This window comes from Mucilaginibacter sp. Bleaf8, assembly GCF_018390515.1.
Lineage (GTDB): Bacteria > Bacteroidota > Bacteroidia > Sphingobacteriales > Sphingobacteriaceae > Mucilaginibacter.
On record NZ_JAHBBK010000001.1, the window covers coordinates 323,538 to 348,060 of the forward strand.

At 39.9% G+C, this 24,523-nt stretch carries 22 protein-coding genes; 15 read left to right on the forward strand and 7 right to left on the reverse strand.

Going from position 1 to position 24,523, the window contains the following annotated elements; all coding sequences use genetic code 11:
* The first annotated feature begins 49 nt into the window (after nucleotides 1-49).
* Nucleotides 50-379, forward strand: coding sequence for a winged helix-turn-helix transcriptional regulator (locus KHS38_RS01320; protein ID WP_213486289.1), 330 nt, complete (start codon nucleotides 50-52; stop codon nucleotides 377-379).
* Nucleotides 380-526: 147 nt separating this feature from the next.
* Here the strand turns inward: KHS38_RS01320 and KHS38_RS01325 are convergent, their stop codons facing one another.
* Complete coding sequence (locus KHS38_RS01325; protein WP_213486291.1) at nucleotides 527-793, reverse strand: hypothetical protein; 267 nt, start codon at nucleotides 791-793, stop codon at nucleotides 527-529.
* 860 nt (nucleotides 794-1,653) lie between these two features.
* Between KHS38_RS01325 and KHS38_RS01330 the strand changes: the two genes are divergently transcribed.
* The 3 genes from KHS38_RS01330 to KHS38_RS01340 all read left to right on the forward strand — a co-directional run bounded on the left by KHS38_RS01330 (nucleotide 1,654) and on the right by KHS38_RS01340 (nucleotide 4,734).
* Nucleotides 1,654-2,094, forward strand: coding sequence for an META domain-containing protein (locus tag KHS38_RS01330; RefSeq protein WP_213486293.1), 441 nt, complete (start codon nucleotides 1,654-1,656; stop codon nucleotides 2,092-2,094).
* Nucleotides 2,095-2,507: 413 nt separating this feature from the next.
* Nucleotides 2,508-3,059 carry a hypothetical protein gene (locus tag KHS38_RS01335; RefSeq protein WP_213486298.1) on the forward strand — a complete coding sequence of 184 codons (552 nt, stop codon included), beginning with the start codon at nucleotides 2,508-2,510 and terminating at the stop codon, nucleotides 3,057-3,059.
* A gap of 982 nt (nucleotides 3,060-4,041) precedes the next feature.
* Nucleotides 4,042-4,734, forward strand: coding sequence for a hypothetical protein (locus KHS38_RS01340; RefSeq protein WP_213486300.1), 693 nt, complete (start codon nucleotides 4,042-4,044; stop codon nucleotides 4,732-4,734).
* A gap of 113 nt (nucleotides 4,735-4,847) precedes the next feature.
* Here the strand turns inward: KHS38_RS01340 and KHS38_RS01345 are convergent, their stop codons facing one another.
* Both KHS38_RS01345 and KHS38_RS01350 read right to left on the reverse strand, forming a co-directional pair.
* Nucleotides 4,848-5,336: a hypothetical protein gene (locus KHS38_RS01345; RefSeq protein ID WP_213486302.1), complete on the reverse strand. Its 489-nt coding sequence runs from the start codon at nucleotides 5,334-5,336 to the stop codon at nucleotides 4,848-4,850.
* A gap of 111 nt (nucleotides 5,337-5,447) precedes the next feature.
* Entirely contained in the window at nucleotides 5,448-6,089 is a 642-nt protein-coding gene (locus tag KHS38_RS01350; RefSeq protein ID WP_249665242.1) for a TetR/AcrR family transcriptional regulator, read from the reverse strand.
* Nucleotides 6,090-6,364: 275 nt separating this feature from the next.
* Between KHS38_RS01350 and KHS38_RS01355 the strand changes: the two genes are divergently transcribed.
* From KHS38_RS01355 to KHS38_RS01365, 3 genes are all read left to right on the forward strand, one after another.
* Nucleotides 6,365-7,039 (forward strand): hypothetical protein, encoded by a 675-nt coding sequence (locus KHS38_RS01355; protein WP_213486304.1) that lies wholly within the window; start codon nucleotides 6,365-6,367, stop codon nucleotides 7,037-7,039.
* Between the two features lie 284 nt (nucleotides 7,040-7,323).
* Complete coding sequence (locus KHS38_RS22500) at nucleotides 7,324-7,746, forward strand: NAD(P)H-dependent oxidoreductase (RefSeq protein WP_213486306.1); 423 nt, start codon at nucleotides 7,324-7,326, stop codon at nucleotides 7,744-7,746.
* Nucleotides 7,747-7,863: 117 nt separating this feature from the next.
* Nucleotides 7,864-9,753, forward strand: a complete 1,890-nt coding sequence (locus KHS38_RS01365) for an amidohydrolase (protein ID WP_213486308.1) — start codon at nucleotides 7,864-7,866, stop codon at nucleotides 9,751-9,753.
* A 136-nt stretch (nucleotides 9,754-9,889) separates the two neighbouring features.
* On the opposite strand, the gene KHS38_RS01370 is transcribed toward KHS38_RS01365, so the two are convergent.
* Nucleotides 9,890-11,353, reverse strand: coding sequence for a hypothetical protein (locus KHS38_RS01370; protein ID WP_213486310.1), 1,464 nt, complete (start codon nucleotides 11,351-11,353; stop codon nucleotides 9,890-9,892).
* Between the two features lie 1,491 nt (nucleotides 11,354-12,844).
* Between KHS38_RS01370 and KHS38_RS01375 the strand changes: the two genes are divergently transcribed.
* From KHS38_RS01375 to KHS38_RS01400, 6 genes are all read left to right on the forward strand, one after another.
* A complete protein-coding gene (locus KHS38_RS01375; RefSeq protein ID WP_213486311.1) occupies nucleotides 12,845-13,831 on the forward strand; it encodes a hypothetical protein in 987 nt (328 codons plus the stop codon).
* 189 nt (nucleotides 13,832-14,020) lie between these two features.
* A complete protein-coding gene (locus tag KHS38_RS01380; RefSeq protein ID WP_213486313.1) occupies nucleotides 14,021-14,722 on the forward strand; it encodes a hypothetical protein in 702 nt (233 codons plus the stop codon).
* Nucleotides 14,723-14,791: 69 nt separating this feature from the next.
* Nucleotides 14,792-15,403, forward strand: a complete 612-nt coding sequence (locus tag KHS38_RS01385; protein ID WP_213486314.1) for a hypothetical protein — start codon at nucleotides 14,792-14,794, stop codon at nucleotides 15,401-15,403.
* Between the two features lie 6 nt (nucleotides 15,404-15,409).
* Nucleotides 15,410-16,165, forward strand: coding sequence for a hypothetical protein (locus tag KHS38_RS01390; protein ID WP_213486315.1), 756 nt, complete (start codon nucleotides 15,410-15,412; stop codon nucleotides 16,163-16,165).
* A 1,006-nt stretch (nucleotides 16,166-17,171) separates the two neighbouring features.
* The gene (locus tag KHS38_RS01395) at nucleotides 17,172-18,125 is read left to right on the forward strand and encodes a tail fiber protein (protein WP_213486316.1); all 954 of its coding nucleotides are present in this window, start codon (nucleotides 17,172-17,174) and stop codon (nucleotides 18,123-18,125) included.
* A 582-nt stretch (nucleotides 18,126-18,707) separates the two neighbouring features.
* Nucleotides 18,708-19,046, forward strand: coding sequence for a hypothetical protein (locus KHS38_RS01400; RefSeq protein ID WP_213486317.1), 339 nt, complete (start codon nucleotides 18,708-18,710; stop codon nucleotides 19,044-19,046).
* A gap of 587 nt (nucleotides 19,047-19,633) precedes the next feature.
* On the opposite strand, the gene KHS38_RS01405 is transcribed toward KHS38_RS01400, so the two are convergent.
* Complete coding sequence (locus tag KHS38_RS01405) at nucleotides 19,634-20,254, reverse strand: helix-turn-helix domain-containing protein (protein ID WP_349627918.1); 621 nt, start codon at nucleotides 20,252-20,254, stop codon at nucleotides 19,634-19,636.
* A 445-nt stretch (nucleotides 20,255-20,699) separates the two neighbouring features.
* Nucleotides 20,700-22,076, reverse strand: coding sequence for a tRNA uridine-5-carboxymethylaminomethyl(34) synthesis GTPase MnmE (gene mnmE / locus KHS38_RS01410; protein ID WP_213486320.1), 1,377 nt, complete (start codon nucleotides 22,074-22,076; stop codon nucleotides 20,700-20,702).
* Nucleotides 22,077-22,244: 168 nt separating this feature from the next.
* Here mnmE and KHS38_RS01415 point away from each other — a divergent pair, with 168 nt between their 5' ends.
* Nucleotides 22,245-22,463 carry a hypothetical protein gene (locus tag KHS38_RS01415; RefSeq protein ID WP_213486322.1) on the forward strand — a complete coding sequence of 73 codons (219 nt, stop codon included), beginning with the start codon at nucleotides 22,245-22,247 and terminating at the stop codon, nucleotides 22,461-22,463.
* Here KHS38_RS01415 and KHS38_RS01420 read toward each other — a convergent pair.
* Nucleotides 22,460-23,104: an HAD family hydrolase gene (locus KHS38_RS01420; RefSeq protein WP_213486323.1), complete on the reverse strand. Its 645-nt coding sequence runs from the start codon at nucleotides 23,102-23,104 to the stop codon at nucleotides 22,460-22,462. The genes KHS38_RS01415 and KHS38_RS01420 overlap by 4 nt on opposite strands.
* A gap of 159 nt (nucleotides 23,105-23,263) precedes the next feature.
* On the opposite strand from KHS38_RS01420, the gene KHS38_RS01425 reads away from it, so the two are divergent.
* The gene (locus KHS38_RS01425) at nucleotides 23,264-24,493 is read left to right on the forward strand and encodes a metallophosphoesterase (RefSeq protein WP_213486325.1); all 1,230 of its coding nucleotides are present in this window, start codon (nucleotides 23,264-23,266) and stop codon (nucleotides 24,491-24,493) included.
* Nucleotides 24,494-24,523: the final 30 nt, after the last annotated feature.

The window sequence follows — 24,523 nt, forward strand, 5'->3', positions numbered from 1 at the left end:
TTAAAGTAACTTGTTACCAAAAGGTAACTGTGTAAATAGTGGTAACGACATGGTAACTAAGGAAGAGCTCTGCAAGGACTTTACTGCATGCCCAATTACGGCAACAATGGAAGTGATAGGCGGAAAATGGAAGCCGATCATATTATTTAATCTGACTTTTGGAACGAGGAGATTTGGTGAAATTTCAGTTCGGATTCCAAGCATTTCCCGGAAGGTATTAACAGAACAGCTGAAAGAACTCGAAAAGGACGGACTAGTTATCCGCAAACAGTATGAAGAGATGCCACCACGAGTTGAGTATTCACTTACCGAAAAAAGTAAGGGGCTTGTGGCGGTATTTAAGGAAATTTCGGATTGGGGGATAAAAAATCTATTATAAGTCCTGCCAATAGATGCGATATCGTCAGTGACTATCTGAATTCCTATCGTTAAAATACTAGAAGATATTTAAAAGAACCAAGTATAAACGTAGAAGCAAGCTTGACGTAAGAAAGTAACAAAAAGTTTGATTATGATGGTTAACCAATCACTTTGCAATTTTATATGCGTTGTTTAGCGCCCTTACGTTGCTTTTTTGCCTATACAGCCTCCTCGGTCTGCGCTTGTTTCTGATCTTTCTTGGTATCATTCTTAAGTTCCCTCCTTTATAGCGTTTGAACTGTTGTGCTTCCCAGTTATAATTGGTCAGGTTCACACGATGCTCTACAGGAATGGCTTCTAGATACAGTTTAACATCTTTACCGTCCTTCATAACAGTCACCTGATGGTAGTTGCCATTCTCCAAAGATTTCATTAATTTGTGACACTCGCCTTCCTCATCGATGCCGACGATATCCAATTTGTCGATAGCATGTTGAGGCTTGTAGTTCCAGCCTTCCGTGAAGGAACGCAGCTTGAAATTGCCGTTCTCGGTCTTGTTCTTCTTGTTGATGACGAGCCTTGCTTTTCTTACATGCCTTATTACAGTACACGGAACAAGGCAAGCACGAAGACCCAAAGATTCAAATCCGCCGTTGAACTCTTGTTCAGATAACTTTAAAACCCGTCATAATTATAACATCCCCTGTGGTCAGTTAATTGTAGGTCAATGCATTAGAATTTAATATCGCGAAATTACTTTTAATGGACCGTCAGTTGATTTTAAAGCGCTTGATGGCTCCGCCTCGCGGAGACCGAAGACCGCCCAGTACAAATGCGATATACTCTATGGAGTTGTTTTTAATTTCAGGATGCCGTTTCCAAGATTATCCGGGTGATTTCTGCAAACGAAATTCTAGGCCATATTATTTATCATTCAAAAAATTCAATGTATCTATCATGATAATAATAGGAAAAAAGACTTCGCTATTATTTTCCTAAATATTGCTGATTAACGACATTCTTCTCGCCGAAGAAGTAACTAAAAAAGCGTTATGTTAAAATAATTAAGATCTGCATTAGTTTCAATACAAACCTTTGGATAATATTAGTCTTAAGAGAGAACGTTACCCTGCAAACCTGGCAGGCCTGCAAGGCAAGTAGGCAAGTCCATTCGCTTGGTAAGTAGGTCATGGGTAAACAGCATACAAATAGCTCGCTCCTAAGAATGGGTAAGGTTTGTTTGCACAATTTGCTTAGCTTTGTCAAAAGCATTCTATCAACGCTTATTAATATATGAAACATCCCGGTTATTTAACCTTGATTGTATGCCTGCTGGCTTTAAGTTCATGCAATATTTTCAAGAATTCTCACAGTGAATCTAAGCAAGCTAGCGTGATTACAGACCGTAAGTGGCAACTGGTTGAACTTGCTGGTAAACCGGTAGCTAATCAGGTAAACGGCAAAATACCATACATTCTACTTCAGCAGAATAATGGTCGCTATGTAGCTTCTAGTGGTTGTAATGGACTGGGTGGAACTTTTACTTTGCCAGGCTACGGAAGAATCAAATTCACTCAAGGTCTGTCTACTAAAATGTATTGTGAAAACATGGAAATCGAGAACGGTCTCTCGAAAGCTTTAACTATAGCAGACAATTACAGCCTTGATGGAAATAACTTGTCTATAAATAAAGCTCGAATGGCCCCTTTAGCAAGGTTTAAAGCAGTGGAATAGTGTTATCGGAATCACACAGTAGTGCTGTGGCTGATTTTTTGTTGAACATTTGCGTCCAAAAAAGGGTAGGAGTACAGCGCCGTTTATCAGGTGTCTTTATCAACTTAGCCTGAAATATTTATAGATACTTCTGGCTAAAACCAATTCCTGTGTTATTCGAGGGATAGTAATTTTATGTTATTGCCTGACGTAAAATTAGTTAGGTAGTTAGATGGCATCATTCCGCTTCTAAGGGTTTTATCATGTCTCGTTCTTCGCCGCAAAGTAAATGCTGATCGTTCTGATACCGATCGGTGTTCCATGAGGTCTCCCGCAACGATTAGCGTAATTACTGTGCAGCTTAGAGGGGCTGCGACTATCTTCGTGGACGAAAGATTTTTTGAGGGAAAACTAATATTGATACCTTTGCACCCATGTCTGATATCTTTAAATCTTTTGCCGGTAGGCTATCCATTACGTCGATTATCTTGCTGACGATATTCTTAGCATCCTGTTCGGAGCCTGCAGATAAATTTTTTGGTACCGCTGTCTTAAACACGAATACCATTAATGATTTTGGGACACCACTGTTAGCGAAACATATTAATGACGAGACGATTGAATTTCCCGACATCCCTTCCAGTAAAAAGAAAGGTAATGAGGCTTTGATTCATGTGCAGAATAGTGTTCTCTACATGGAAAAATCCCTTAAAGATATTAAAGCTTTATCCGCTGGTGACAAAAGTAGGGCAACCATTAAGGCACAGGCTATTGCCCTTTATGAATTCGTTATTCCAATTTATAAAAATGAATACACGGCTTACGCTAAACTATGTGACGCCAAAGCTCCGCAAGTGCAGAAAGATGAGATTATTAAATCTATAGCAGAAAAATACAATGCACGGTTTGAAGAGTTGTTTACCACTTTAATAGACAACGGTAAGGCTTTTGCGCGGGAGCATGATTTAAAAGTAAACTGGAATTAAAATGCAGCATAAACTTGAAAGGATAAATTTGTCACTATCCAGTTTAGGCATGAGATAACTAAGTGTTAGAGCCATATTGAAAGGCTGAAAGAACTTCAAAAGCATTATAAGGAAAAAAGGACTGTGAAGCACTGTCGTTTAGTAACAGTTCGTTTTTATAGATTTAAGTTTTGTTAAGGTTGTATTTCTGATTTTGATGTAATTCACTCGGGTATTATATCGCTTATTCAAAACACTTCAAATTCGTTGTTAAACTTACGGCAACTTTGCTCCAACCTTTTAGCTATGTCTTTTACCTGAGAATTACCTTTGAGGCTCAGCAACGCACCTTTGATAGGTTTGAAAACAGGTTGCATGATCCTCAGGATGCAAGGCTAATGCGGCTGAGCGGATATCGGTTCTGTTGTAACAGGAGCTATGCCGATCAATCTAAAGATCTTTCATATACACATAGTTCCCTGAGTATTCATCTTGACCAGATGAAATTTTTAGGAATCAGCGAATAACTGTACATATCGCTCGAAGGATGAAAACGTGTATGTCATATGCGCGGCTTTAATCCGCAGAATAGAAAAGCAGATCTGAAACAGAAATAAAACTTACAGTTCATTCATTAAAAAAGAGAATGGGAGTGGGTATCATCGCTAATTTAAATATTTCCTCTACAGTTAGTAGATTTTGAGACCGCTAAGCAAGTAGGTAGCCATTGTTGCACCAATTGCAGCTTGAAAACGCTACAGAGTATAAGCAGGGTCAGAACATTTTAATATAAAGACATAGATAATACTCAAGGTAATTTCGCTGTGATTTACATATCACCATGGGTGCAAATGAGAATTTGATTATACACGTACCTGACAGTATATATTAAATGAGGCGTTTTAAATTTTATTTGACAATCATTATTAACAAAATAACTCTCCAAGTACCTTGCTTCGAAGCATCAAGAACCATTACGGAAAATAGTGTGTACTTTAGTCTTATGAAAATTAAAGCGTGGATAGCAGCATTGGGTGCTGTGCTAGCGTTACTTAGCTGTAATGCCGATAACAAACAGGCAACGAAAAAGACTTCTTCAAAGCCTGCCAGTCATACGCCTTCCGCTGTAGTTCCAAATAACAAGACTCTTGCTATAAAGCCTGGGGCAAAAGTATATTCAGTTAAGTCACTTCCGTTACATGCAATCCTTATCAACGGGCTTAAACCTATGTTGCCGTATCAGTCTTTTCAAAAACAGTATCCTAAACCTGAGCGAGTAAGTAAAACACTTTGGGAGTGCGGGAGTCCGTTTGATGTGTTAGATAAGGATTGGATGATCCATACTTATGGCCCCTATGATCAACAGAAAGGAACATTCGATCGTTACGATGGGCAAATAACCACCTTATATGTTAACGGAGCAGAGTACGCCACCAACGATCATATGGCTCTTTTAGTTAAGGCAGATGCCGTGCATAACCCTGTTTCTATTCCTTCACACCGGATAGTTTTAAAGGCTCACACTAGCATTAAAACGTTTGAGAAGCTGTTTCCCAATTTACGTCCGGAAAAGATGGAAGATGATGAAACTGTAAGATACCGCATCTCAATTGAACCTGAATACGACGACGCCTTTCTCTTTTACTTTAAAAACGGAAAGTTTGATTACGTTGAACTTTGGTTTCTTCTTTGCTAAGTGATTGTTTTAACATCTTAAAAAAACAGCCTATTTTCAACCCGCCTTATTATAGTTCCAGCTCTATATTAGAGATCTAGCTCCATGGGCAAGTCGTTTGAAAAGTAAACACGCTATTCCGCAATAGAATCTATGATTTTTTTAGAGCCGAAATCACTGGGGCTTATCTGAGTTTTATCCTTGAAAAATTTCGGATATCTGTCTTTGATGCTTATTAAATCCAGTAATTCATACTTTTCATCTTTATAAAAGATCAAATACCAGGGGCTTTTATATTTCGGAATTTTATAGGTTTTGTTATTTTTTTTGAATACAATTATCTTGTCATCATCATAGTTTTTGTAAGGTGTTTTTTGCGAATCCAAATAGCTTGAGGCCTCAGAAAAATAATTATTAGCATCGTCTGCTATAGTATAAAATCCTTTTCCATGTTTCTTTTTGAGTTCTTTAATGTTTTTATCACTCGGAGAAATAAAAAGGACCTCATTGTCTTTCAAGGTAATAGTGTCAAATTTTAAAGAACCTGGTTTTTCTGTTTTTTGAGATCTATTACAACCCACAGTAAAAACAATAATTATTACAACTAAAAGCAGATTTCTCATAATGTATTATAAACCAATAAAACTAAATTCACGGTATGTTATGTATACGATGCTCGTTTCTACTTAATCAGATAACTTTACTAAAAGGCTTATACGATGCTGTTAAATTGCTTACTGGTAAATTAAATCTAATATCTGTTTTAAGGCTTTTTTGATCTCTTGTTGGCCGGAGGCTTCTTGCAGGTTGATTCCGCAAAAAGGGTTTTCCTGCATTTTGGCGTGAAGCGTCAGGTAATAAACGCCTGCCATCAAAATACCATACATGGCACGGAAGTTTTTCCCCGTTCCTTCAAAATGCGGGTCAAATAAGGCTTTTAAAATCTCATCTCCCGTATTTTCCCGTCTTAAGTCAAGGTCTTTAAGGGCCGGAAGTTTCTCGCTGATGCCCCAGGTTATGACACGGCGCATCTCTTCGTTCTCTATTAAACTGTCAAACTGATGTTCCAGCACATTATAAGCTAGTGCTTTCCCGTTATCTATCCTGCCGTTTTCAACGGAACCTTCAATATTCTCCGGACTGATTTCCCAGTAATCATGACTTTCAAGATAATATTTGATCAATCCGGACAAGCTTCCAAAATAATCGTAGATTAGTTTTCTGTCCACATTAGCTACACTGGCTACCTTGGCTGCATTGATTCCTGAAAACCCATCTTTCTTAAGTATCTTACCTATCGCCTTGACTATATTAGCCTTGGTACGCTCCTTACTCCTTAATGGTCCATTAGTGACTTTCCTTACCATATTATTCATTATTTACTTTGGAGAAGCCACTATGGCCCGCCCACATTTCATTAAAATATGAAATTATAGCTATTAATTGATACACAAGAAAGCTTCGATAAAAACAACTCTCTGCTTATTATCTACAAGCCACAAAGCTAAGTTAAATATATCTCACATAAGCGATATATCAATTTCTATTTTTACTTTTATCGGCGTATGCGTTAAACGCTAACTTTTTCATTTAAAAAAATATTGTAAGAGAGCAAATGAAGACGAAGCATATTCTCTTAACTGTCATCGGCATGATGATATCAGCTGTTTTCGGTTATAAATTCGGGACCTATAGGGCACGGAAGGCAGTGGTTCTTGCAGACACGACGGCACAACCAATCGATAGTGTGGTTGTAAACGGATGGGCAAGCGAGCAAGAATACGATTATTGGAAAAATGGGACTTTTACTATTCCTGAGTATAATGGGATCCCCTTGCCATTTCAGCGGGCAATCGTTAAGATATTTATCGATAATAAATATCATTCCACTAATGAATATTTTCTCACTAAGATCAGGGACCGCGCAAAGAAAGTGATAGCGTACGGGGATTTCACAGGGAATGGGGATAGAGAAATGGCATTCCTGCTGGAAAAACGAGATTATTCCAGTAGCGCCATCTGGATCATTACAGAAAGAGGGAATATTATCTACTGGAAGCAAATAGATGGTGAGCTACCAACCATAAAACGTTTTTCGAAGGGAGAACTGATTTACCTGGAAAAAATGGAGCTGGTTCCTGCGCCAAGAAATGGCTTGGTATTGCAAACCAAATCATCTAAACATGTGCTTATATACAACCGGCATACTAAAACCTTCGATTCACATTATCAGTATACCACTAAGGATATCAGGCCGGCCAGGCAAGAAATTGAGGAGGACGCATCTGACTCAAACGACACCTCTTCCAGCGATATATCACACTAACTGAATTTACATTAACTGGCTCGCGTAAGGCTTATAGATGCGGAATAATTATTATTCTAATTGATAATTATATACCTTTTATTTTACCATTTAGATTTACAAGGATAACCGCTTTTTTAGGTACCGCTTTGCAGAGTACCAATTTGCATAACTGATTGATAGCAGATGAAAATTCCAAGATATGAATGACCGCCTAAAGATTCTCCTTTCGCCACTTAGCAAATGGTTCGAGCTAATTTGGTGCACAAATAGTAGTTATGGTATCTTAAAGGCAGACTTTATTTTTGGAGTTTATAGCGTGTAATTTAAGCTATAAGAAATCCGTATTTTGGTTCGAGCACAATGGAGTTATCCTCAAGCACTGGATAGACGAGGTGTTTGCATACCAATTTGCTTATGGCTCTCAGGGAGATAAGCTAAAAGGTAAAAATCTGATCCCGAGATTTACTGTAGGTGCTGCAGAAAAGGAATACCATTTATCGGACGAACACCATATGCGGATTCATGAATTTTGTAAAAGCCTTGAACATACAACATACTATGCACAGATGAACTACCTGGATCCTATATATTTCTTCGGCGCTTCGTTGAACGTGGAAACCTTCACGATAGAGGAAGTTACAAGAAACGCGAAAATGCATGCGCAGAAGATAATCAAGCTCCTAAAAGACCTTGAACAAACCCATACTCGGGTTGAATTTTTTTGAAGGTACCCATGCTGGATACAATTAGAACCAGTTTCTGGAAGACTTAAAGAAAGATTTTGAAAATTGGTTTTGAAGTTTTAGAACGCTACTTTAGGTGTACTAAACTTCTTCACATTTATGACTGAGCACATTTTTCAACCCCACGAGCACACGTGTATCTGCGCGTGTAAAAACCCAGTAGTTAATTTATTAAAAGACAAAATTTTTGGACCGGAGAACTTGGACCGGATGAAGGCAACTTTACCAAAAGATATGGCAGCTGCTCCCTTGCCCGAACCGATGCTGGTTACCGGAGGTATATTGAGACCTATGATCGACGGTAAAACCGAGCGGGTGGAGGCTGTAGGGTTTGCAGAAGGCAAGGTTGTTGCTACAGGAACGATGAAGCATGTAGCAGCATTGATGGATGAATATTACCAGGGTAAGTATAGTGAAAGACACTTGGAACCGCATCAAACATTATTACCCGGCCTTTTTGAACCGCATATTCACGTTGTTTTTTCGGGTATCATGGCATCTTGGGTAAATGTAGGTCCTTTTAATGGCCAAGATATCAGAGAAGGATATACCGCAGATTGGGTTCTGCAAACGCTTACCGGCGCTTTGCCTCAGGGTGTTGACGAGATTGTATTGGCCAATGGCCTTGATCCTGCATTACTTACACCTAATGCCTACAATAATTTTTTATTGATAAACTATCAATTCCTAGACAAAGTAAGCCTAACCGTGCCGGTTATGGTGATTAGTGCTTCGGGACATACCGTTTATATGAACAGCGCTGCCTTGGTCAGTGTTTATAAAGCTAATACGGCGAAACTGCAAGCGCAATACGGTTGTGAAAAAGAATTTGTTAAACAAACTAATGGTTTACTGCAGGAAGAAGCGGGTTTATTGCTGGCCTTTGGAACCTTTCAGAACGAGATTGCAGATAAAACAGCACATATAACTGAAAATATTAATGCATTTATTACAGAGGCCAACTCAAGAGGAGTAACATCCATGTATGATGCCTTGCTCAACGAAGAATATCTAAAATACCTTATCCCTTATCTGGACTCAGTAAAGTTGCGGCGCATAAGGCTAGGTGGTGCCAGATACTGTGAAGCACCTGCGGATGTATCCAGCCTCACCCAATATACAGCACCTGCTTCTTACAGCGATCTTTATTACGGCCATGTGAAAGTGGTATCAGACGGATCTAATCAGGGGCTTACAGGATATCAATCTACAGGATACGCATGTGAACCGCAAAACAGCGGTCTTTTTGATTTCACGAAAGAGAACTATCAGAACCTGATTGACGGGGTAATTATAGAAAAAGGATGGCCGCTAATGATCCACGCCAATGGCGATGAGGCTGTAACTATGACTATCAACGCCTATCGTAAAGCGCTGGAACGTTACAACGGTCCTGCCTTAAGGAACCGGATTGAACATTGTTCCCTATTAAGAATAGATGAAGAGCAGGGGATCGATCAGATCCGGGAAATGGCTGAATTGGGTATATCGCCCAGTTTTTTAATTGGGCACGTGGGCTACTGGGGGTATCCTTTTAAGAAGATTATTTTTCAAGATCAGAAAGTTGGAAAACAATTAAAGACAGACATGTTAGACCTTTGTAAATCGGCATTGAAAGAGAACCTGCGGATCACTTTACACAGCGATCATACCGTGACGCCGACCGGGCCTTTACGCATGATGGAGCAGTCTATCACCCGTGTAATGGAGTCGCGCCCTCCAGGGTCTCAAGAAAAGGTTCTTAATGCAGCAGAGTGTTTAACTCCAGAGGAAGCGTTACGGGCGGCTACCTACGATGCTGCATGGCAATGTTATGCTGATCAGTGGGCCGGATCGTTAGCCAATGGATACTTTGCTGACTTTATTATCTTAGAAAAAGATCCATTGAGTATGCCGGCTGATCAGATCAGCATGAATATGCGTAACATCAAAGTGGAAGAAACCTGGCTTGGAGGTGTGCTCGTATATCCTCCGATACTTCCAAAATAACAGGCATAAAACAGGGGCTCTCTTAAAGAAAGCCCTTGTTTTTACGGGTAGTTTCATTTGCGTTGGCTGTTCTACCCTCTTGTATGAGCAGGTGCGGAACAGCTATTGCTTATGAGTATACTTGTTTTAATTCGGCTTATGTAATACTTGCAGGTATAAGCACATTTTTGAAAAGGTTTTCGTTGGTCATAACCATCCAATAGGCAAAATCTGCCAGTAGATTGGTCTGCGCAGGTGTCAGTTTAATTATATCCCCAAAATTCTGAACGAATACCTCTACCTCGGGAAAATCACTTAAGCTGCTCTGGCTTTTAATCCAGGAGGTTACTGCTGCCGGCAATTGATTTGCCCAGTTCGTGCTGGTATCAACAACAGACCAAATAACTTGTGGCTGATAATCCGTTGTCGGTGTTATACCAAATACACCATTTGCCACAACGGTCATCTGCATGCTTACCACCATTGGCCCACCACTGGCCCTGGTGTTCAAAAGCGATGTCAGGAGAGGTTGAAACTCATTGCTTTCAAATACCTGGTTGGCATTGCTAACGGGTTGCACATAGACCACTTGGCCAGTATTTTTGCTTTGGGTTCTGTCAATAAGCGGTTGGCCAAATAATCCGGCAATTTGATTATAACCAAATACCCGTTCGGCAAAGCCTGCACAGCCCACTATGTCTGTACCAGGGAAAAACACAGGTTCTGTAAGGAAGGTGGCGATATTCTGTACGCCTCTTGCTAATAACGGCGTAATACCGGTATCTTCTATACAACCACCGTCGCCAAAGTCATATTGGTGTGTGCCCTGCTGAAGATTAAAAGGGTTCCAGTAATTGAACTGAGGAAAGCAGCCTAACATTTTGGGAATATATTTTTCAAGCAATTCTTCCAACGCCGATCCGCTGGCCCCCACGGGTTGGCAAAGCTCAAATGGATAATCACCACTTGCTTGTGCAACACCATCGTTTACGCTATTAAGTGTTGTATTGAAACCAAAGGTTTCTACAAAAAAGCCGCCTATATCCAAGCCATTTCCTACTGCCTGAGGTGCCTTAATACCAGAGTAGAGGGGGGTAATTTCGAAAGGACAGATGTAATTTTCGTTACCATTACCTGGTTGAGGTACAAACATGGTAGTGTTCATAATTAGAAACGGCATATCGTTAGCCATTGTAACGAAGCCATTTTTTAAGTCGGGGTTGCGTTTTTGTATATCTGCAACCGCATCCGCTGTTGAGGTAAAGAACTGAGCGTTGGCGGCTGAATCAGTTTTTTTCTGAAGCAGGGTAGCATCAGCCGGGGAATGAATACCGAAAGGGTTCAGGAGTATGGCACCGACAGATCTTTCGTAGATACGGTTTATCGGGCTGCCTTCCAGTTCGGCAATAGCTAAATTACCCAGGCATTTATCTGCTATATCGGCTTTGGTGGCCGCGTCTTGCATACTTCCAGGCGTAGTTGTTTGTATATCGTTTAATTGAACATTTTGCGGTAAGCTGGTCACCCCTGAAAAATTGGTATCTGCATCCGGCAGGTAAATATATGGTGCACTGCCCCATGTACCACCTGAAACGCCCGATATATAGCGTAAGTTATTCATAATACCTAGTTGTGACAGCGCCTTGTAATATCCTGCAATTAGCGAGGCAGAAACCGAACCGCCGCCTGAAACGCATATGCCGGAACTTGGGCGGTTCAAAATAGGCCTGTAACATAAAGGACTTTTAGAGTCCACTTCTGGATAAACAAAGTCTGATGACTGTGTGTCCCAGTATTGGACACTGTTAAACGTATTTGGCATGGCGAAAGGGTTTAGGATGAAAGTATTAAGATTCCTTGAACTAAAGTTATTGCTTTCTTTTGTATCTTCCAATACCTTCATTACTCTTTATAAATGACATAGGTCAAATATTGGGTATTAGTGTTGATGCAATCATCTATCATATGACGTTTTCTCTTGGGTTATACTAACTGTGTTGCTGCATATCTTTCCAGATGTAATTAATAATAGGGGACTGCACTTTACCAATACTGTTAAATCAGCTAAATGAACACGTATTGCTCCACTTGATAATGGTGAAGCTTTACCAATTACTTTAACTAGCAACATCTTGATTAGGCCGCATATCACTTTTGTAATGACCTCGCCGGTTCCTTATTTGTTTCCATAAAGTCTGTGCAGGCCATGGTCCGTTAAGTATCCGGAGGTAATTGAATCTTCTTGAATAACATCGATTTACAAGGTGTTATTTGAAAGTTATTCAAAGCCGCCACGAATGACGCCAATACTTTTGTTTTACTTTCCAGCCTAAGAAATGGTATGATTACGATGTTTTTCCTTGAAAAAGTAATAAACTTGAATTCCAGTGCTCTTAATACAAATTGCGCTGAATACAGGTTATTTTGGGTGGTTATTCAACACCCATATACGCTACTACATTTGCTGTTACCAAGAAAAAGTTTATTAATGCAATAAGGGTTCGTATATGCGAGGAAAGTACTGTCTCAAAACAGGAAAAAAGCAGAAAAATAAATGGCCAAAACATCAACATAAGAATAACCGGAAAGGCCCCAGAACGCTCGGCACCGTGGATGAGCCATACTGCATTGGAAAGACGTTAGGGCAAAAACATCTGTGCCATACCTGCAGATGCTAAAGCAAAGGAAGGAGAGCGTCTACTACTTTGAAGATATGCTCATGATTCTCCTTAAGTAACGCAGTTATAATCGTTTATTTTATCCCATAATATATAAATAAATAGTATTAAGGCAATCAGGGGCTAATTAGTTGACCTAATACTGCATGTGCTTATAGCAATAGCCAGAAGTTGCATTTTGTGTTTGCTTTAAATAAAGCGTTGTATTGTTGGTACTTTGTTAGCTATATAATAACTTTGATAGCGAATTAGCACATGTCTAATTTTAATACCTTATCACAAAAATGACATTAACTTTCATCCGGTTGCTTGGGCAATTGACCCCGCAATTCTTAAGTAACTCATCTAACTTCCTGTTGTTACAAATCGCCGTGGAAGATTGACCATGGTCAACTTACTAAGTATATCAATTTAATCACTATTACAATTCCAGAATGAAAAAGCTTTCTTCTTTACTGACCTGCCTGTTGGCTGGCTATGCTTCTTATGCACAAACTTTCACGACAGACGTAACCATCAATGCCTCGGTTCCAGTCGGTCATGGTTCAGGGTATACCTCCTTGTGGTTTCCTAACGCAACCTCCGTTATGCCGGAAGTAAGTTCGACTTACGCTGGTATAGCACTTTCGTCAAACGTTATCCGGTCTGCCAGTACAGGATGGGCCTTTGCAGATGCCTCGAAACCGGCCTGGCGCCTCTTTATGGGGCATGGTTCGGTAACCGATAACTTTTATATCCAACGCTCTGGTCCGACAAACTATAATCCGCAGACTTATTTCATAATAAAAAACACAGGTAACATCGGAATTGGTACTAATAATCCCCAGGCAACGCTGAACATCAAGGGGCCAACACCAGGATTGATTAAATTAAATCCTAGTGCAGACAATGGAGAAGCCAGTATACAATTTAGTACAAAAGCATCAGAGACCGATAACACCTCAAAATGGGCCATTGGGCCGGGTGTTTACAGCACCGGACAGAACTTCGCTATTGGCAGCACTTTTTTCAATAGCGCTGTTGCGACGTTCCAGACCAATGGCAATGTTGCTATTGGTACCACAGATGCCAAGGGTTATAAACTGGCCGTTGCCGGTAACATCCGCGCAACTGAAATAAAAGTGGAGGCGCTACCATGGCCGGATTATGTATTTAAGCCAAGTTATAAGCTGCCGTCACTTACTGAGGTAAAGGAATACATTGAAAAAAATAAACACCTGCCGGATATGCCGTCAGAGCAAGAGGTGGCAAAAGAGGGCATCAGCCTGGGCGAAATGAATAGGCTATTGCTTAAGAAAGTTGAAGAGTTGACACTTTACCTGATTGAAAAGGATAAAAAGGAAGGTTTGCAAGAGAAGGTCAATAAAAGACAGCAACAACAAATCAATAAACTATATCGGTTACTAGCAAAAAAGAAATAATTATATAATATTTTCAAGATTAACTCAATTTTATGAAATGTGTCTTTCATATAACTTACCTACTGCTGTTCTTTACAAACCTTAGGATATGTGTAGGGCAGGCTACGCTACCACAATTAATACCACCATCACCTGAGTCCTCGGCACTAATAAGGTTGTTAGACTTTCCCCCTCAACGGATCTACCGGTGTGCCAGGTGTTAATATTCCTATACTTGAGGTTAAATCAGGTTCTTTATCAGTTCCTGTTTCTATCAGCTATGATGCAGGCGGTAGAAAAGTTCTTGACCAAACTGGGCCGTTAGCGATTGGGTGGGTCATCAATGCAGGCGGGCGGATTTCGCGCACCATACATGGCAAATCTGGTGAAAATATTACAGCTCATCTAAAACGTGCTGCTGAGCTTGACCAACGAATACAAAGTGATTTTGAATATATAGGTATGACAGGACAGGATAATAAATATGATATCTTTTCTTACAATTATGGTTCAACAAGCGGCAAATTTATCTTCTTTGACAGTCAACCAATCTTGATACAACCAAAACCAATTTTGATTGAAAGAGGCGATGGTTTCCCTGAAAAGATTGTTGACGAAAAAGGAATAGAATATACATTCACTAGTCAAGAGTTAAGTTATGTTCAATCAGCAAATTCACCTATAACCAGCAAATTGCTGACTTCCATAATATCTGCAAATAAAAAAGACACAGTATTATTTGCTTACAAAGCCTTCGGCGTAACAGATCCGCAGCAATCAGGCTCGCTTGTTATTACTGACAATTATGACACAAATGGTTCGGATCCAGGCGGTTGGTCAGATATGAAGCCTAGCTACTCATACTCGGAACAAAGCAATGTTGTTAATTATACCGTACAAAGGCTGACTTAAATATCCTTAAAGCAAGGGAGACTCAAGGTCAATCTTAATCAAAATACAGGACAACTGCAAAACATTGAGGTGTATGATAAAAGTCTTCAACTTATAAAGTCGGTCAGCTTTGTTACATCAGTATTGGATGCTCCTTCCAATACTGGAGTGAATGAAAAGTTAAAATTGGATAGCATTTTATTCAAGGATAGAAATAATCAACTGGTGGATAAATACAAATTCGAATACCAGCCATCTTTCAATTTCAATGCTACCCAACAAGATCTTTGGGGCTATCTCAATTCTGGCGCCAGCAATTCTCGGTATGTTCCTACCTATGACAATATTCTTTTATCAAGCACAGATCATGGAGGACCATACACTTATAATTTTACAGGTGCAAATTATAAAAATCCGTCATTTATGGTAGCAGGTGTCATAAAGCGGATAATCTATCCGACTGGTGGAATAACGGAATTCTTTTTTGAGCAAAATCAGGTTAAAGTTGTTTCTGGGACGCATTACGAGGCACCAGGATTGAGAATAGCAAAGGTCAGAACTAGTGACGGGAATGGAAACTTTGCGTATAAAACCTATAAATATGGCGAAAATGAAGATGATTATGGAAGCTTGAATTCTGCCACGGTTATGGATTTCCCTAATTATATGCAGTACCTGAGTTCTGAAAAGAGGTTAGTATAGTGGCAATTGGGAAAAGTCGGAGTACAAGTGATAAGCAAAAGAATCAGAACTTATACTGGAAACTTTTTACCTGATATAGCCGAATACCTGAATATGCCGGTATTTTACTCAAAAATTACAGTATATGAAGGTAGTCCAAACAATAATAATGGTAAAACAATTTACAGATATGGTAATTTTGTTCCTCATAGCGAATCAACTTTGCCCACCCCTAGGTTTAAGCAGCCTGAGTTCACCTACTCCATATCAGATCCCTATCTACAAAAACGTTATATAAAAGAATACAACTACTGGTGCACTAGCCAGTTGGTAGGTACAGAACTTTTTGAAAGAAATGGATCTGAATACAAACTGAGAAAAAGTTCTTCTTACTATTATGAACCTGTATCAACAGGAACTTACCGCGGCTTACTAATCGACAAGTATATCGAGTTTGATAATTTTCAAAATGATGGATTTAGATTTGCTACCAGTCCTTTTGAATTACCCACATATCAATATGCCGATTATTATGTCAGCACAGGACACCTTGATTTAAAAAGTTCGTCGGAGTCAATCGATGGCGTAGTTACAACAACCAACTACACTTATAACTCACATCTTTTAAAAGATGTTATAAGCGTTGCAAAAAGCAATGGTGATACTATTAAAACTGCTATTATATATCCTTTCGATTTCATTGATGATATATATAAGTCAATGGTTATAAGGAATATGATTGATTTCAACGTCGTTAGTGAGGTTAGCAAAGGTGGGGGGTAGCACTTAGTGGTGTGAAACTATATATAAAGACTGGGGCAATGATATTATCGCACCGGAGGTGATTTACACCAAAAAGCGGATCCAGCAGCCTTGAGCCCAGGGTACGTTACCTGGCTTATGATAAATATGGAAATCCTGCCAGCTTTAAAAAAGAGGGTGGACCGGTAATCAGTTACGCCTTTGGATATAATAACACGGTTCGTATAGCAGAGGCCAATAACGCTAGTTTAAGCCAAATAGCTTTTACAGACTTTGAAGCTTCGAATACCGGAAACTGGACTTAGTCATCAAGTGGGTTAACCGAGCTTATAAGCAGTGTATCTGGGACCAAAGCATATAAGGGAACTATAAACTCTGTGAGAAATTTTAAAAAATAACATCACCAGATACCATCACTACTGGAGGGTTAAAACATGTATGGTATGTAAAAATTGATGGTCAATTAGCATACTTCATTGGGCTGGCTTTTATCCAATTCACACGGATTTGCATTTGAGGGCATGAACAACATATATATATATATATATATATATATATACCTCTTCCAAAATAAGGATAAGACAAGATATCAATTAAGCTTGTCTGAAATATTCAACTATATATTTACTCATAATTCTGCCGCAATATCTAATAAGAGTTCTGTTGTCGGTAGAAATAATATGTAAGTAAATTGATAAGTTGGGAGCAAGTGTAAGTATTTTGATAAATTATAATTTTAGTATATCCAAAGTTAAAATCCTTAACAGACTGTTGAATATAAAAATATCAATAGTTAACCATTGCTTTGCCGAAAAAAATATTTATTTTTAAAGAAAAATAACAACCTCCTTAACTGATAAATTTTATCACATCCTTATGCCTATCATACGAGCTGATTGTAATCAATTATTTAAGTAATTTGCTTATTCTTCTTGATACTAAACCTAATAACTGCAAAGCTGAATGGCATAGCCATGCCTGTTAAGCTTGAACCAAAATACTTAATTCAACCTTCCATACCACATTCATGAAAAAACTTTGCTTCTCTTTGTTAGCTGGCTTAATAGCTGGTTACACTTCTAATGCACAAACTGTAATTCCTCAGTTATCCCCTAACGGAGGTCCAATGAATAGTTCAGGTTCATGGGTGTATTTTGCATCTGGCGGAACTAAAGTTTCCATTCAGGAGACATGGGGGCTTAATTTAACTGGTGCAGCTGATAGACCTGTAAGACTTTTCAATTCAAGCCTTCTTGTTGGTTATGCAGGATATGGTATTAACTATGGTACAGATAACGCTTACATATCAGGTAATGTTGGCATCGGTACTTACAATACCTTCGCAAAACTACAAATTCAAGGAGGATTTGATACTAACGATGGCCGGTTAGCTATCGTTCAAGCCAATAAAAATAACGGAAATTATGCAAGTCTATTTCTTAAAACAGATGATGACCCAACCAATTCTAGATTAAAGACTGGTTTGATGGCGACAGGAGTCGGTAGTTGGGGAGTTGCCGATTTGAGCTTCATTTTAAATGGAGAAGCCAATCACAATAACGCAACTATTGCCGATACAAAGATGATCATCAAGGCATCGGGTAAAGTAGGTATAGGTACTCAAAATCCAGATGCACAACTTACAGTAAAAGGTACGATTCATGCATCTGAAGTTAGAGTTGATATTAATGTTCCCGCCCCCGACTATGTATTCGATAAAGACTATAAAATCAGGCCTTTAGTTTATCTAGAAGAATACATATCAACAAATAAGCACCTGCCAGAAATACCATCAGCTAAAGCGATTGAAAAAGAAGGTGTCAACTTAAGTGAAATGAATATGAAACTGCTTAAAAAAGTGGAAGAACTCACATTGTACCTGATTGAGCAAAATAAACAGCAGGAAGGTTTACGGCATCAGCTTAAGTATCAGCAAAAAGAGATTAATCAATTAAAAAAGCAAATTAAACCGAAAGGATAACAGCAACTTCTTTTCACAATTATGAAACGATTTAAATTATTTCATCAGCAATCTTGCTGCGGGCTACTCTTTTAAGCACAAGAAAAAATTATAACTAATGGTATTAACATAATCAATACATCTGATCCAAAAGCCGCAGATATTGTCATTGGAAGCGATGCAGGAACGAGGCATGATGCAAGCATCATGTGGTGGTCTAATACAAATGCATCAAGGCTATCTAACATGGTGACATATTTTATATGTCAATTTGGAATACAATAGATGCTAACGTTAAGTTTTCTGCCAAAATAGGTGGAACCATTTTTTTTTAAGGTGCACCGGGCATTGGCACGCTAGCGCCACGAGCTCGTTTGGAAGTAGGCTTGCCACTTAACAATGTATCTCAGTCATCAGGTTTGTTCCGTTCAGCGGGGCACCAGTCTTGGGGCCATGTATTGAACTTGGTAACAGATGATACAAACGGTGATGATCCCAGGCTGTTGTTTTGTTACCGGGCAGGTATTAAGCGCTGGGCGGCTACAGTAACTCTAATAATTTCAGTTTGTGGGAAGACTGTGCGGACGGCGTCTACGGCGGCAGATGGGGGCGGAGCGGCTAACTGTCACACCTGGTGGAAATGTGGGTATTGGTACCGGTGCGCCAAATGATAGACTTACAGTTGAAGGCACACTTTTTATGCGGCCCTTTGCCCAGCTTTCGTCCTTTCGGAATGCGAATAATAATTATATTAATTTATTTCTGGTCGGTACTATACGATATGAAAACGCCTCAGGAAATTATCGGGTTGTTGGTGAGGGGGGAAGTAACTACTTCGGTGCTATTCGCATGGATGCAACAGGCGGCAGTGTAGGCGCAATTAATTTCCATACAGGTGTGACGATTGGAGGTTCAGATTATATATCAGTAGCAATGATATAAATAAGTATAAACGAATGACTATAGTAGGAGATAAGGTTGGAATTGGCACGGACAATGCTGATGAACGGTTAACGGTATACGGCAACATTCATGCCCGAGGGGTAAAGGTTGATTTAGCAGGTCCGTTGCGGATTATGTATTCCTACCAAATTACAAACTTGCACCATTAAGCAGTATTGAGGCTTATGTAAAGAAACACCATCATTTACCGGAAATACCATCAGCTGAACAGGCAGAAAAAGAAGAATTGAACTTGGGTGTCATGAACGAAAAGCTTCTCAAGAAGGTTAAGAAACTTACACTTTATTTAATCGAAAAAGTTAAAAGAAAGAATTCAGGAAAGTATCAACAAAATGCAGCAACAACAGATTGATCATTTAAACCGGATATTAACAAAGCGAAAAATAGGGTTAAAAACAAGGCTTTAGCCTCGGAGTGATGAATAGGCTGCTGGATTGCTTTAATCCCTTGGCCACAGTCCTCATTCTTAACTTCACATTTGTCATATATAATTAATATAGAGCAATTTTTATATCTGAATCTCCAGAAGAAAGGTACTGCAATTTGTTACCCCGCAGGGCCCGCTTTCAGGCGACCTTTAATTCATTCAATAATTTCCTGATCGCCTTTTTTGACAGGTAGACCTGGGTTCCGACTTTTAGTGTTGGTACCGCCCTGCGCTTGAAAAACGAATAAAGCAGGGCTCTGTCCTTGCCGAATATCACCTCGAGTTCCGGGATGGTATAGCAATATTTAATTTCGAGCGGACCGCTGTCTTTCTGGTTAGCCTTTCTGATCGCATCGAGCGCAGCTGCCCTGGGCTTTTTCCGGTCCCTGAAAAGTTTGTCCACTTCAGCTTTCGCATAAAACACCGTTTTCTGATACTCGATTTTGGGTATCTGCTTCCGGGATAAAAGGGTATAAAGGCATTGGCGGTCCATGCCGAACATGGTGGTCAGTTCTGTTACACTGTAACAGCGTTCGCGGGTTAATGCCACCGGCTGAACCTGCTCAGGCGACTTGGTCGTTGATTCCGATTTTATTGCTTCCACACGAGTGTATTCTAGCATATCCACAACACTGCTTTTAACGATTCTGGTTAGGCGGGAAGACAGATTGCTGGCCAGCAGTTTTCCTTCGCGGATCAGTAGGCGGATCATCTTCGGCGATACGCCCAACATCTCGGCAGCTTCGTTGACGCTAAGTATAGGCTTCTAATAAGTATCCTTTCTCTTCTTTGTTTCCCGGTAAGTAGTCTCTTCATGACTGGCTGCGATTTTCAGCTGGCGGAGACGGTCCTTATATGCTTTGCGCGAACAGTCATGTGAACAGAATTTAGTCACCGTTGTCCGGGTCATGAAGCCATTTTCCGCAGTGCTGGCACTGTCGTTTTACCTGGATTTTTGAGCTCATAATTTCTCCCAAAATAAGGTAATTTTAGCTGTTTTAAGGGCATTTAAGCGCCCTGATATCTGACATACAATGTACTATCTGTTTCACCTGTCCTTCGCCATGGGATAAAAGAGGGACAAATAGCGTCAAAAGAAATCCAACCAAATCTCAATATACCCCAGATTGAAAAAGGCCATGGTTCTCAACCACAGCCGTTTTTCTTTCCTTTATTAGGATTTACTTTCCTTTGTTATGACTCCCTTACTTTCCAATACAGAACTTTGAAAAGATATTATCCAACAAATCGTCTGTAGTTACAGCACCCGTTATTTCTCCTAAATAATACAGGGCTTGTTTTATATCCATGGCCAAAAAGTCAGAGGTAACATTGAAATCAATTCCTTGTAGTGTTTTGATTAGTGACTGCTCGGTTTTTTGCAAAGCTTCAAGATGGCGCACATTAGTTACCAGTGTTTCATTTGTGTTTAGCTTACCTTGTATACTATGGTTATATATCAGCTGTTTAAGATCGTCAATATGTATCTTATCTTTAGCTGAAACGGGTATTAAGGCAACTGCCTCAGGTAATAACTGGCTGTAGTCGATGCCTTGATTTTGAAGATCAATTTTGTTTGCGATAACGATAGTTGGCAAACCTTGGCGATATAGATCATTAATATCCTGCTGTAAATCTTCGGCTTGTAGATTTTCCACGTCAAATACATACAATAGCAAAGCCGACTGGCTGATTTTCTCCATCGTCTTTTGCACGCCTATCTGTTCAATAGCGTCGGTAGCTTCACGTATACCAGCGGTATCTATAAGCCGGAAATTGATACCGTTGATGTTAAGGATTTCCTCAATGGTATCACGGGTGGTACCGGCAATGTGGCTCACAATAGCCCGCTCTTCATTAAGCAATGCATTTAGTAGGGTGGATTTACCGGCGTTAGGCCGACCAGCAATCACAGTATTGATGCCCTGCTTTACCGCGTTTCCTAATTCAAAAGACTGAATCAGTCTGCCAATTACTTTGGTAATATCATGTATCAGTTGCTTGAGTTGGGCACGGTTGGCAAACTCTACATCCTCTTCCGAAAAATCCAGTTCCAGTTCTATTAATGAGGCAAATTGTACCAGTTGCTCACGCAAACTCTGCAGCTCATTGCTATATCCGCCCCGTAGTTGCTGTAAGGCGGCTTGTTGCGATGCTTTCGAGTCAGACGCAATTAAATCTGCAACCGCCTCGGCCTGCGATAAGTCGAATTGCCCATTCAGGAACGCCCTCATGGTAAATTCACCCGGCTTAGCCGCACGTGCACCATTTCTGATCAGTAGCTTAATGATAGATTGAATGATATAAGGAGAACCATGACAGGAGATCTCAACAACATTTTCACGCGTATAAGAGCGTGGGGCAACAAAAAGTGATATCAATACTTCATCAACAACCAAGCCCTCATCTACGATAGTACCAAAGTGAATGGTATGCGAGGCTTGCTGGGTTAAATTCTTACCCTTGAACACCTGGTTGGCAATTATAATCGCGTCAGTGCCCGACAAGCGAATTACAGCAATAGCACCGCTGCCATTAGGAGTAGCTAAGGCTACAATAGTATCTTGCGTATCAATATTCATATTACGGATACAAAATTCAGCATTTAAAATTACAAATCTGTTTTGTGTCCGTCACATTTCCAGCCAATTCACCAATCATTCATTTTACAACTCAAGCGAGTGTAATAAATTAAACAATAGGAAATTTAATTGCTTATGGTATTGTGTATTTCTAAACTTTAATGGCTTATGAAGAAAATTTACTACATCGCACTATCAACTATGCTTATCTCTGCGGCTTGCAGTTCGCCGGCTAAAAAGCAGCATGAAGACCGTCAACGGAATATTAACGACTTGCAGAATGTTGGTGCGGGCGCATCAAAAGAGGATGAGAACAAGCCTGCGGGTGGAGCATTAACCGATAGTACCCGCATGGATACTACCGGAAATATAGATAAGCGCAATTAAAGCGTCTCTTTGAGATCGCTAAACTTTGCAATGTCTGCTATCTGGCTGCCGTCTGTTTTGCCGAAGCCATAAGCAGCATATATCATCGGAACGCCCGCTTTGGTGCTTGAATCAAGGTCACCTTGCGTATCACCAACATATACGGGGTTTTGTAAGTTGTGGTCCTTTATAATGTCTATAATATTTAAGTATTTAGGCTGAGTTTTAGTACCATAGCACTGGTGGCCTGCGAAAGTGCTTTCCAGATTATTAAGGGTTAGAAATAACTCGATATAACCACATTGGCAGTTGCTTACAACAAACAATTTATAGCGGCTGGCCAAGTCTTGTAAGGTAGCCTTCAGATCAGGGTACAGTTCGCCACCGTAAGCGTTCAGCATCTCCAATTCGTACTTAGCGCAATGGGATTTAAATTCCTCACGCACCTCAGGAGTGAGGTAAGGAAAGAGTTTTTCAAATATGGCGTCGTAGGCCATACCGGCTATGCCGCGCACATCGTCGGCGGTAATATCGTTGGTAATATAATCAACTTCGTTTTTTGCTTTTTGCCACGCGTTGGCTACGGTCACAGTTGAGTCCCAAAGCGTGCCGTCAAGATCAAATATAATGCTGTCGAATTTATGTTTCAGGTCTTGTTGCATATGTCTGTTTTACAGCGGCAAAAGTAAAATATTATTTAACCAGGAGGTGTTTCAATTCAATAAAGTGACAGCCCTGCAACAAAATTGCACTTCTGTAGTTTTAAATTGCACACCTCACTCAATCTGTACTTTATGCGCCACGGTGGTATATTTAAATTTATGCTGATACTTATGGGTATCAGTTTTTTGCTTGATTGGTATGTTTATCATGGATTAAAAACCTTAGTTACTGATAAAAGCACGCTGACCAAAAATATTGTATTGTGGGGATACCTTCTTATTTCCATCATTGTAACACTTTTATTATTCACAGTAACTTCGGGATCGGTGAGTACACGAGGCATGTCGCCACGTGATATGTGGATCCTGAGTATTTTTCTTGGGCTGCTGGTAACCAAAGTTGTATTCGTACAGGTATTATTTATAGGTGATATCAGCAGGCTAATCATAGGTGCCGTCAATCTTTTAAGGGATAAGCCAGGAGTGGAGGGCTACATACCTGGCCGGAGGAAGTTTGTGAGTACAACAGCACTTGCGTTAGCAGCAGTTCCATTTGGTTCGTTTTTGTATGCGATATTTAAAGGCAAATACGATTATAAGGTACACCGTCAAACTTTGTATTTTGAGGACCTTCCGGAAGCTTTCGATGGCTTTACCATCACACAATTATCTGATATACATTCGGGCAGCTTTGACAATGCTGATGCCGTTGCTAAGGGTATTAAACTGGCTAATGACCAGAAGTCAGATCTTTTTGTTTTCACCGGCGATTTAGTAAATAACGGCGCGTGGGAGATAGAACCATATATTCATCTGTTCAGTCAGCTTAAAGCGCCCTATGGCCAGTTCTCTATTTTAGGAAATCATGATTATGGTGATTACATTGAATGGAATAGCCGACAGGAAAAGGCCGCTAATTTAGATAAGCTAAAAACGCATCACAAAGATTTAGGTTACCGGTTGTTATTAGACGAAAATGTGGAACTTACTAAAGACGGGCAAAAAATCGTCCTAATTGGTGTACAAAACTGGGGAAGGGGTTTTATCCAAGTCGGTGACCTCGACAAGGCATTAAAGGGAGTTGAACACAATGATTTCAAAGTACTGTTATCTCATGATCCTACACACTGGGAAGACGTTATAAGATATCATCCAAGTAATATTCATATAACTTTATCAGGCCATACACATGGTGCACAGTTTGGCGTTGAAACTGATTCTGTTCGTTGGAGCCCGGTAAAATACCGGTATCTGGATTGGGCTGGACTGGCATCACAAAATAATCGCTATCTGTATGTCAATAGAGGGTTTGGCTTTTTGGCCTTCTCTGGCAGGTTAGGCATATGGCCCGAGATTACCGTTATAACATTAAAGAAGAAATTGGCATAAATAAAAAAAGCTACCCTAAATAAGGTAGCT

What these genes read in the sequence shown, in the direction of transcription:
- KHS38_RS01320 (WP_213486289.1), top strand. Translation starts at nt 50, where the DNA reads ATGGTAACTAAGGAAGAGCTCTGCAAGGACTTTACTGCATGCCCAATT.
- KHS38_RS01325 (WP_213486291.1), bottom strand. Translation starts at nt 793, where the DNA reads ATGAAATCTTTGGAGAATGGCAACTACCATCAGGTGACTGTTATGAAG.
- KHS38_RS01330 (WP_213486293.1), top strand. Translation starts at nt 1,654, where the DNA reads ATGAAACATCCCGGTTATTTAACCTTGATTGTATGCCTGCTGGCTTTA.
- KHS38_RS01335 (WP_213486298.1), top strand. Translation starts at nt 2,508, where the DNA reads ATGTCTGATATCTTTAAATCTTTTGCCGGTAGGCTATCCATTACGTCG.
- KHS38_RS01340 (WP_213486300.1), top strand. Translation starts at nt 4,042, where the DNA reads ATGAAAATTAAAGCGTGGATAGCAGCATTGGGTGCTGTGCTAGCGTTA.
- KHS38_RS01345 (WP_213486302.1), bottom strand. Translation starts at nt 5,336, where the DNA reads ATGAGAAATCTGCTTTTAGTTGTAATAATTATTGTTTTTACTGTGGGT.
- KHS38_RS01350 (WP_249665242.1), bottom strand. Translation starts at nt 6,089, where the DNA reads ATGAATAATATGGTAAGGAAAGTCACTAATGGACCATTAAGGAGTAAG.
- KHS38_RS01355 (WP_213486304.1), top strand. Translation starts at nt 6,365, where the DNA reads ATGATGATATCAGCTGTTTTCGGTTATAAATTCGGGACCTATAGGGCA.
- KHS38_RS01365 (WP_213486308.1), top strand. Translation starts at nt 7,864, where the DNA reads ATGACTGAGCACATTTTTCAACCCCACGAGCACACGTGTATCTGCGCG.
- KHS38_RS01370 (WP_213486310.1), bottom strand. Translation starts at nt 11,353, where the DNA reads ATGAATAACTTACGCTATATATCGGGCGTTTCAGGTGGTACATGGGGC.
- KHS38_RS01375 (WP_213486311.1), top strand. Translation starts at nt 12,845, where the DNA reads ATGAAAAAGCTTTCTTCTTTACTGACCTGCCTGTTGGCTGGCTATGCT.
- KHS38_RS01395 (WP_213486316.1), top strand. Translation starts at nt 17,172, where the DNA reads ATGAAAAAACTTTGCTTCTCTTTGTTAGCTGGCTTAATAGCTGGTTAC.
- KHS38_RS01400 (WP_213486317.1), top strand. Translation starts at nt 18,708, where the DNA reads ATGGGGGCGGAGCGGCTAACTGTCACACCTGGTGGAAATGTGGGTATT.
- mnmE (WP_213486320.1), bottom strand. Translation starts at nt 22,076, where the DNA reads ATGAATATTGATACGCAAGATACTATTGTAGCCTTAGCTACTCCTAAT.
- KHS38_RS01415 (WP_213486322.1), top strand. Translation starts at nt 22,245, where the DNA reads ATGAAGAAAATTTACTACATCGCACTATCAACTATGCTTATCTCTGCG.
- KHS38_RS01420 (WP_213486323.1), bottom strand. Translation starts at nt 23,104, where the DNA reads ATGCAACAAGACCTGAAACATAAATTCGACAGCATTATATTTGATCTT.
- KHS38_RS01425 (WP_213486325.1), top strand. Translation starts at nt 23,264, where the DNA reads ATGCTGATACTTATGGGTATCAGTTTTTTGCTTGATTGGTATGTTTAT.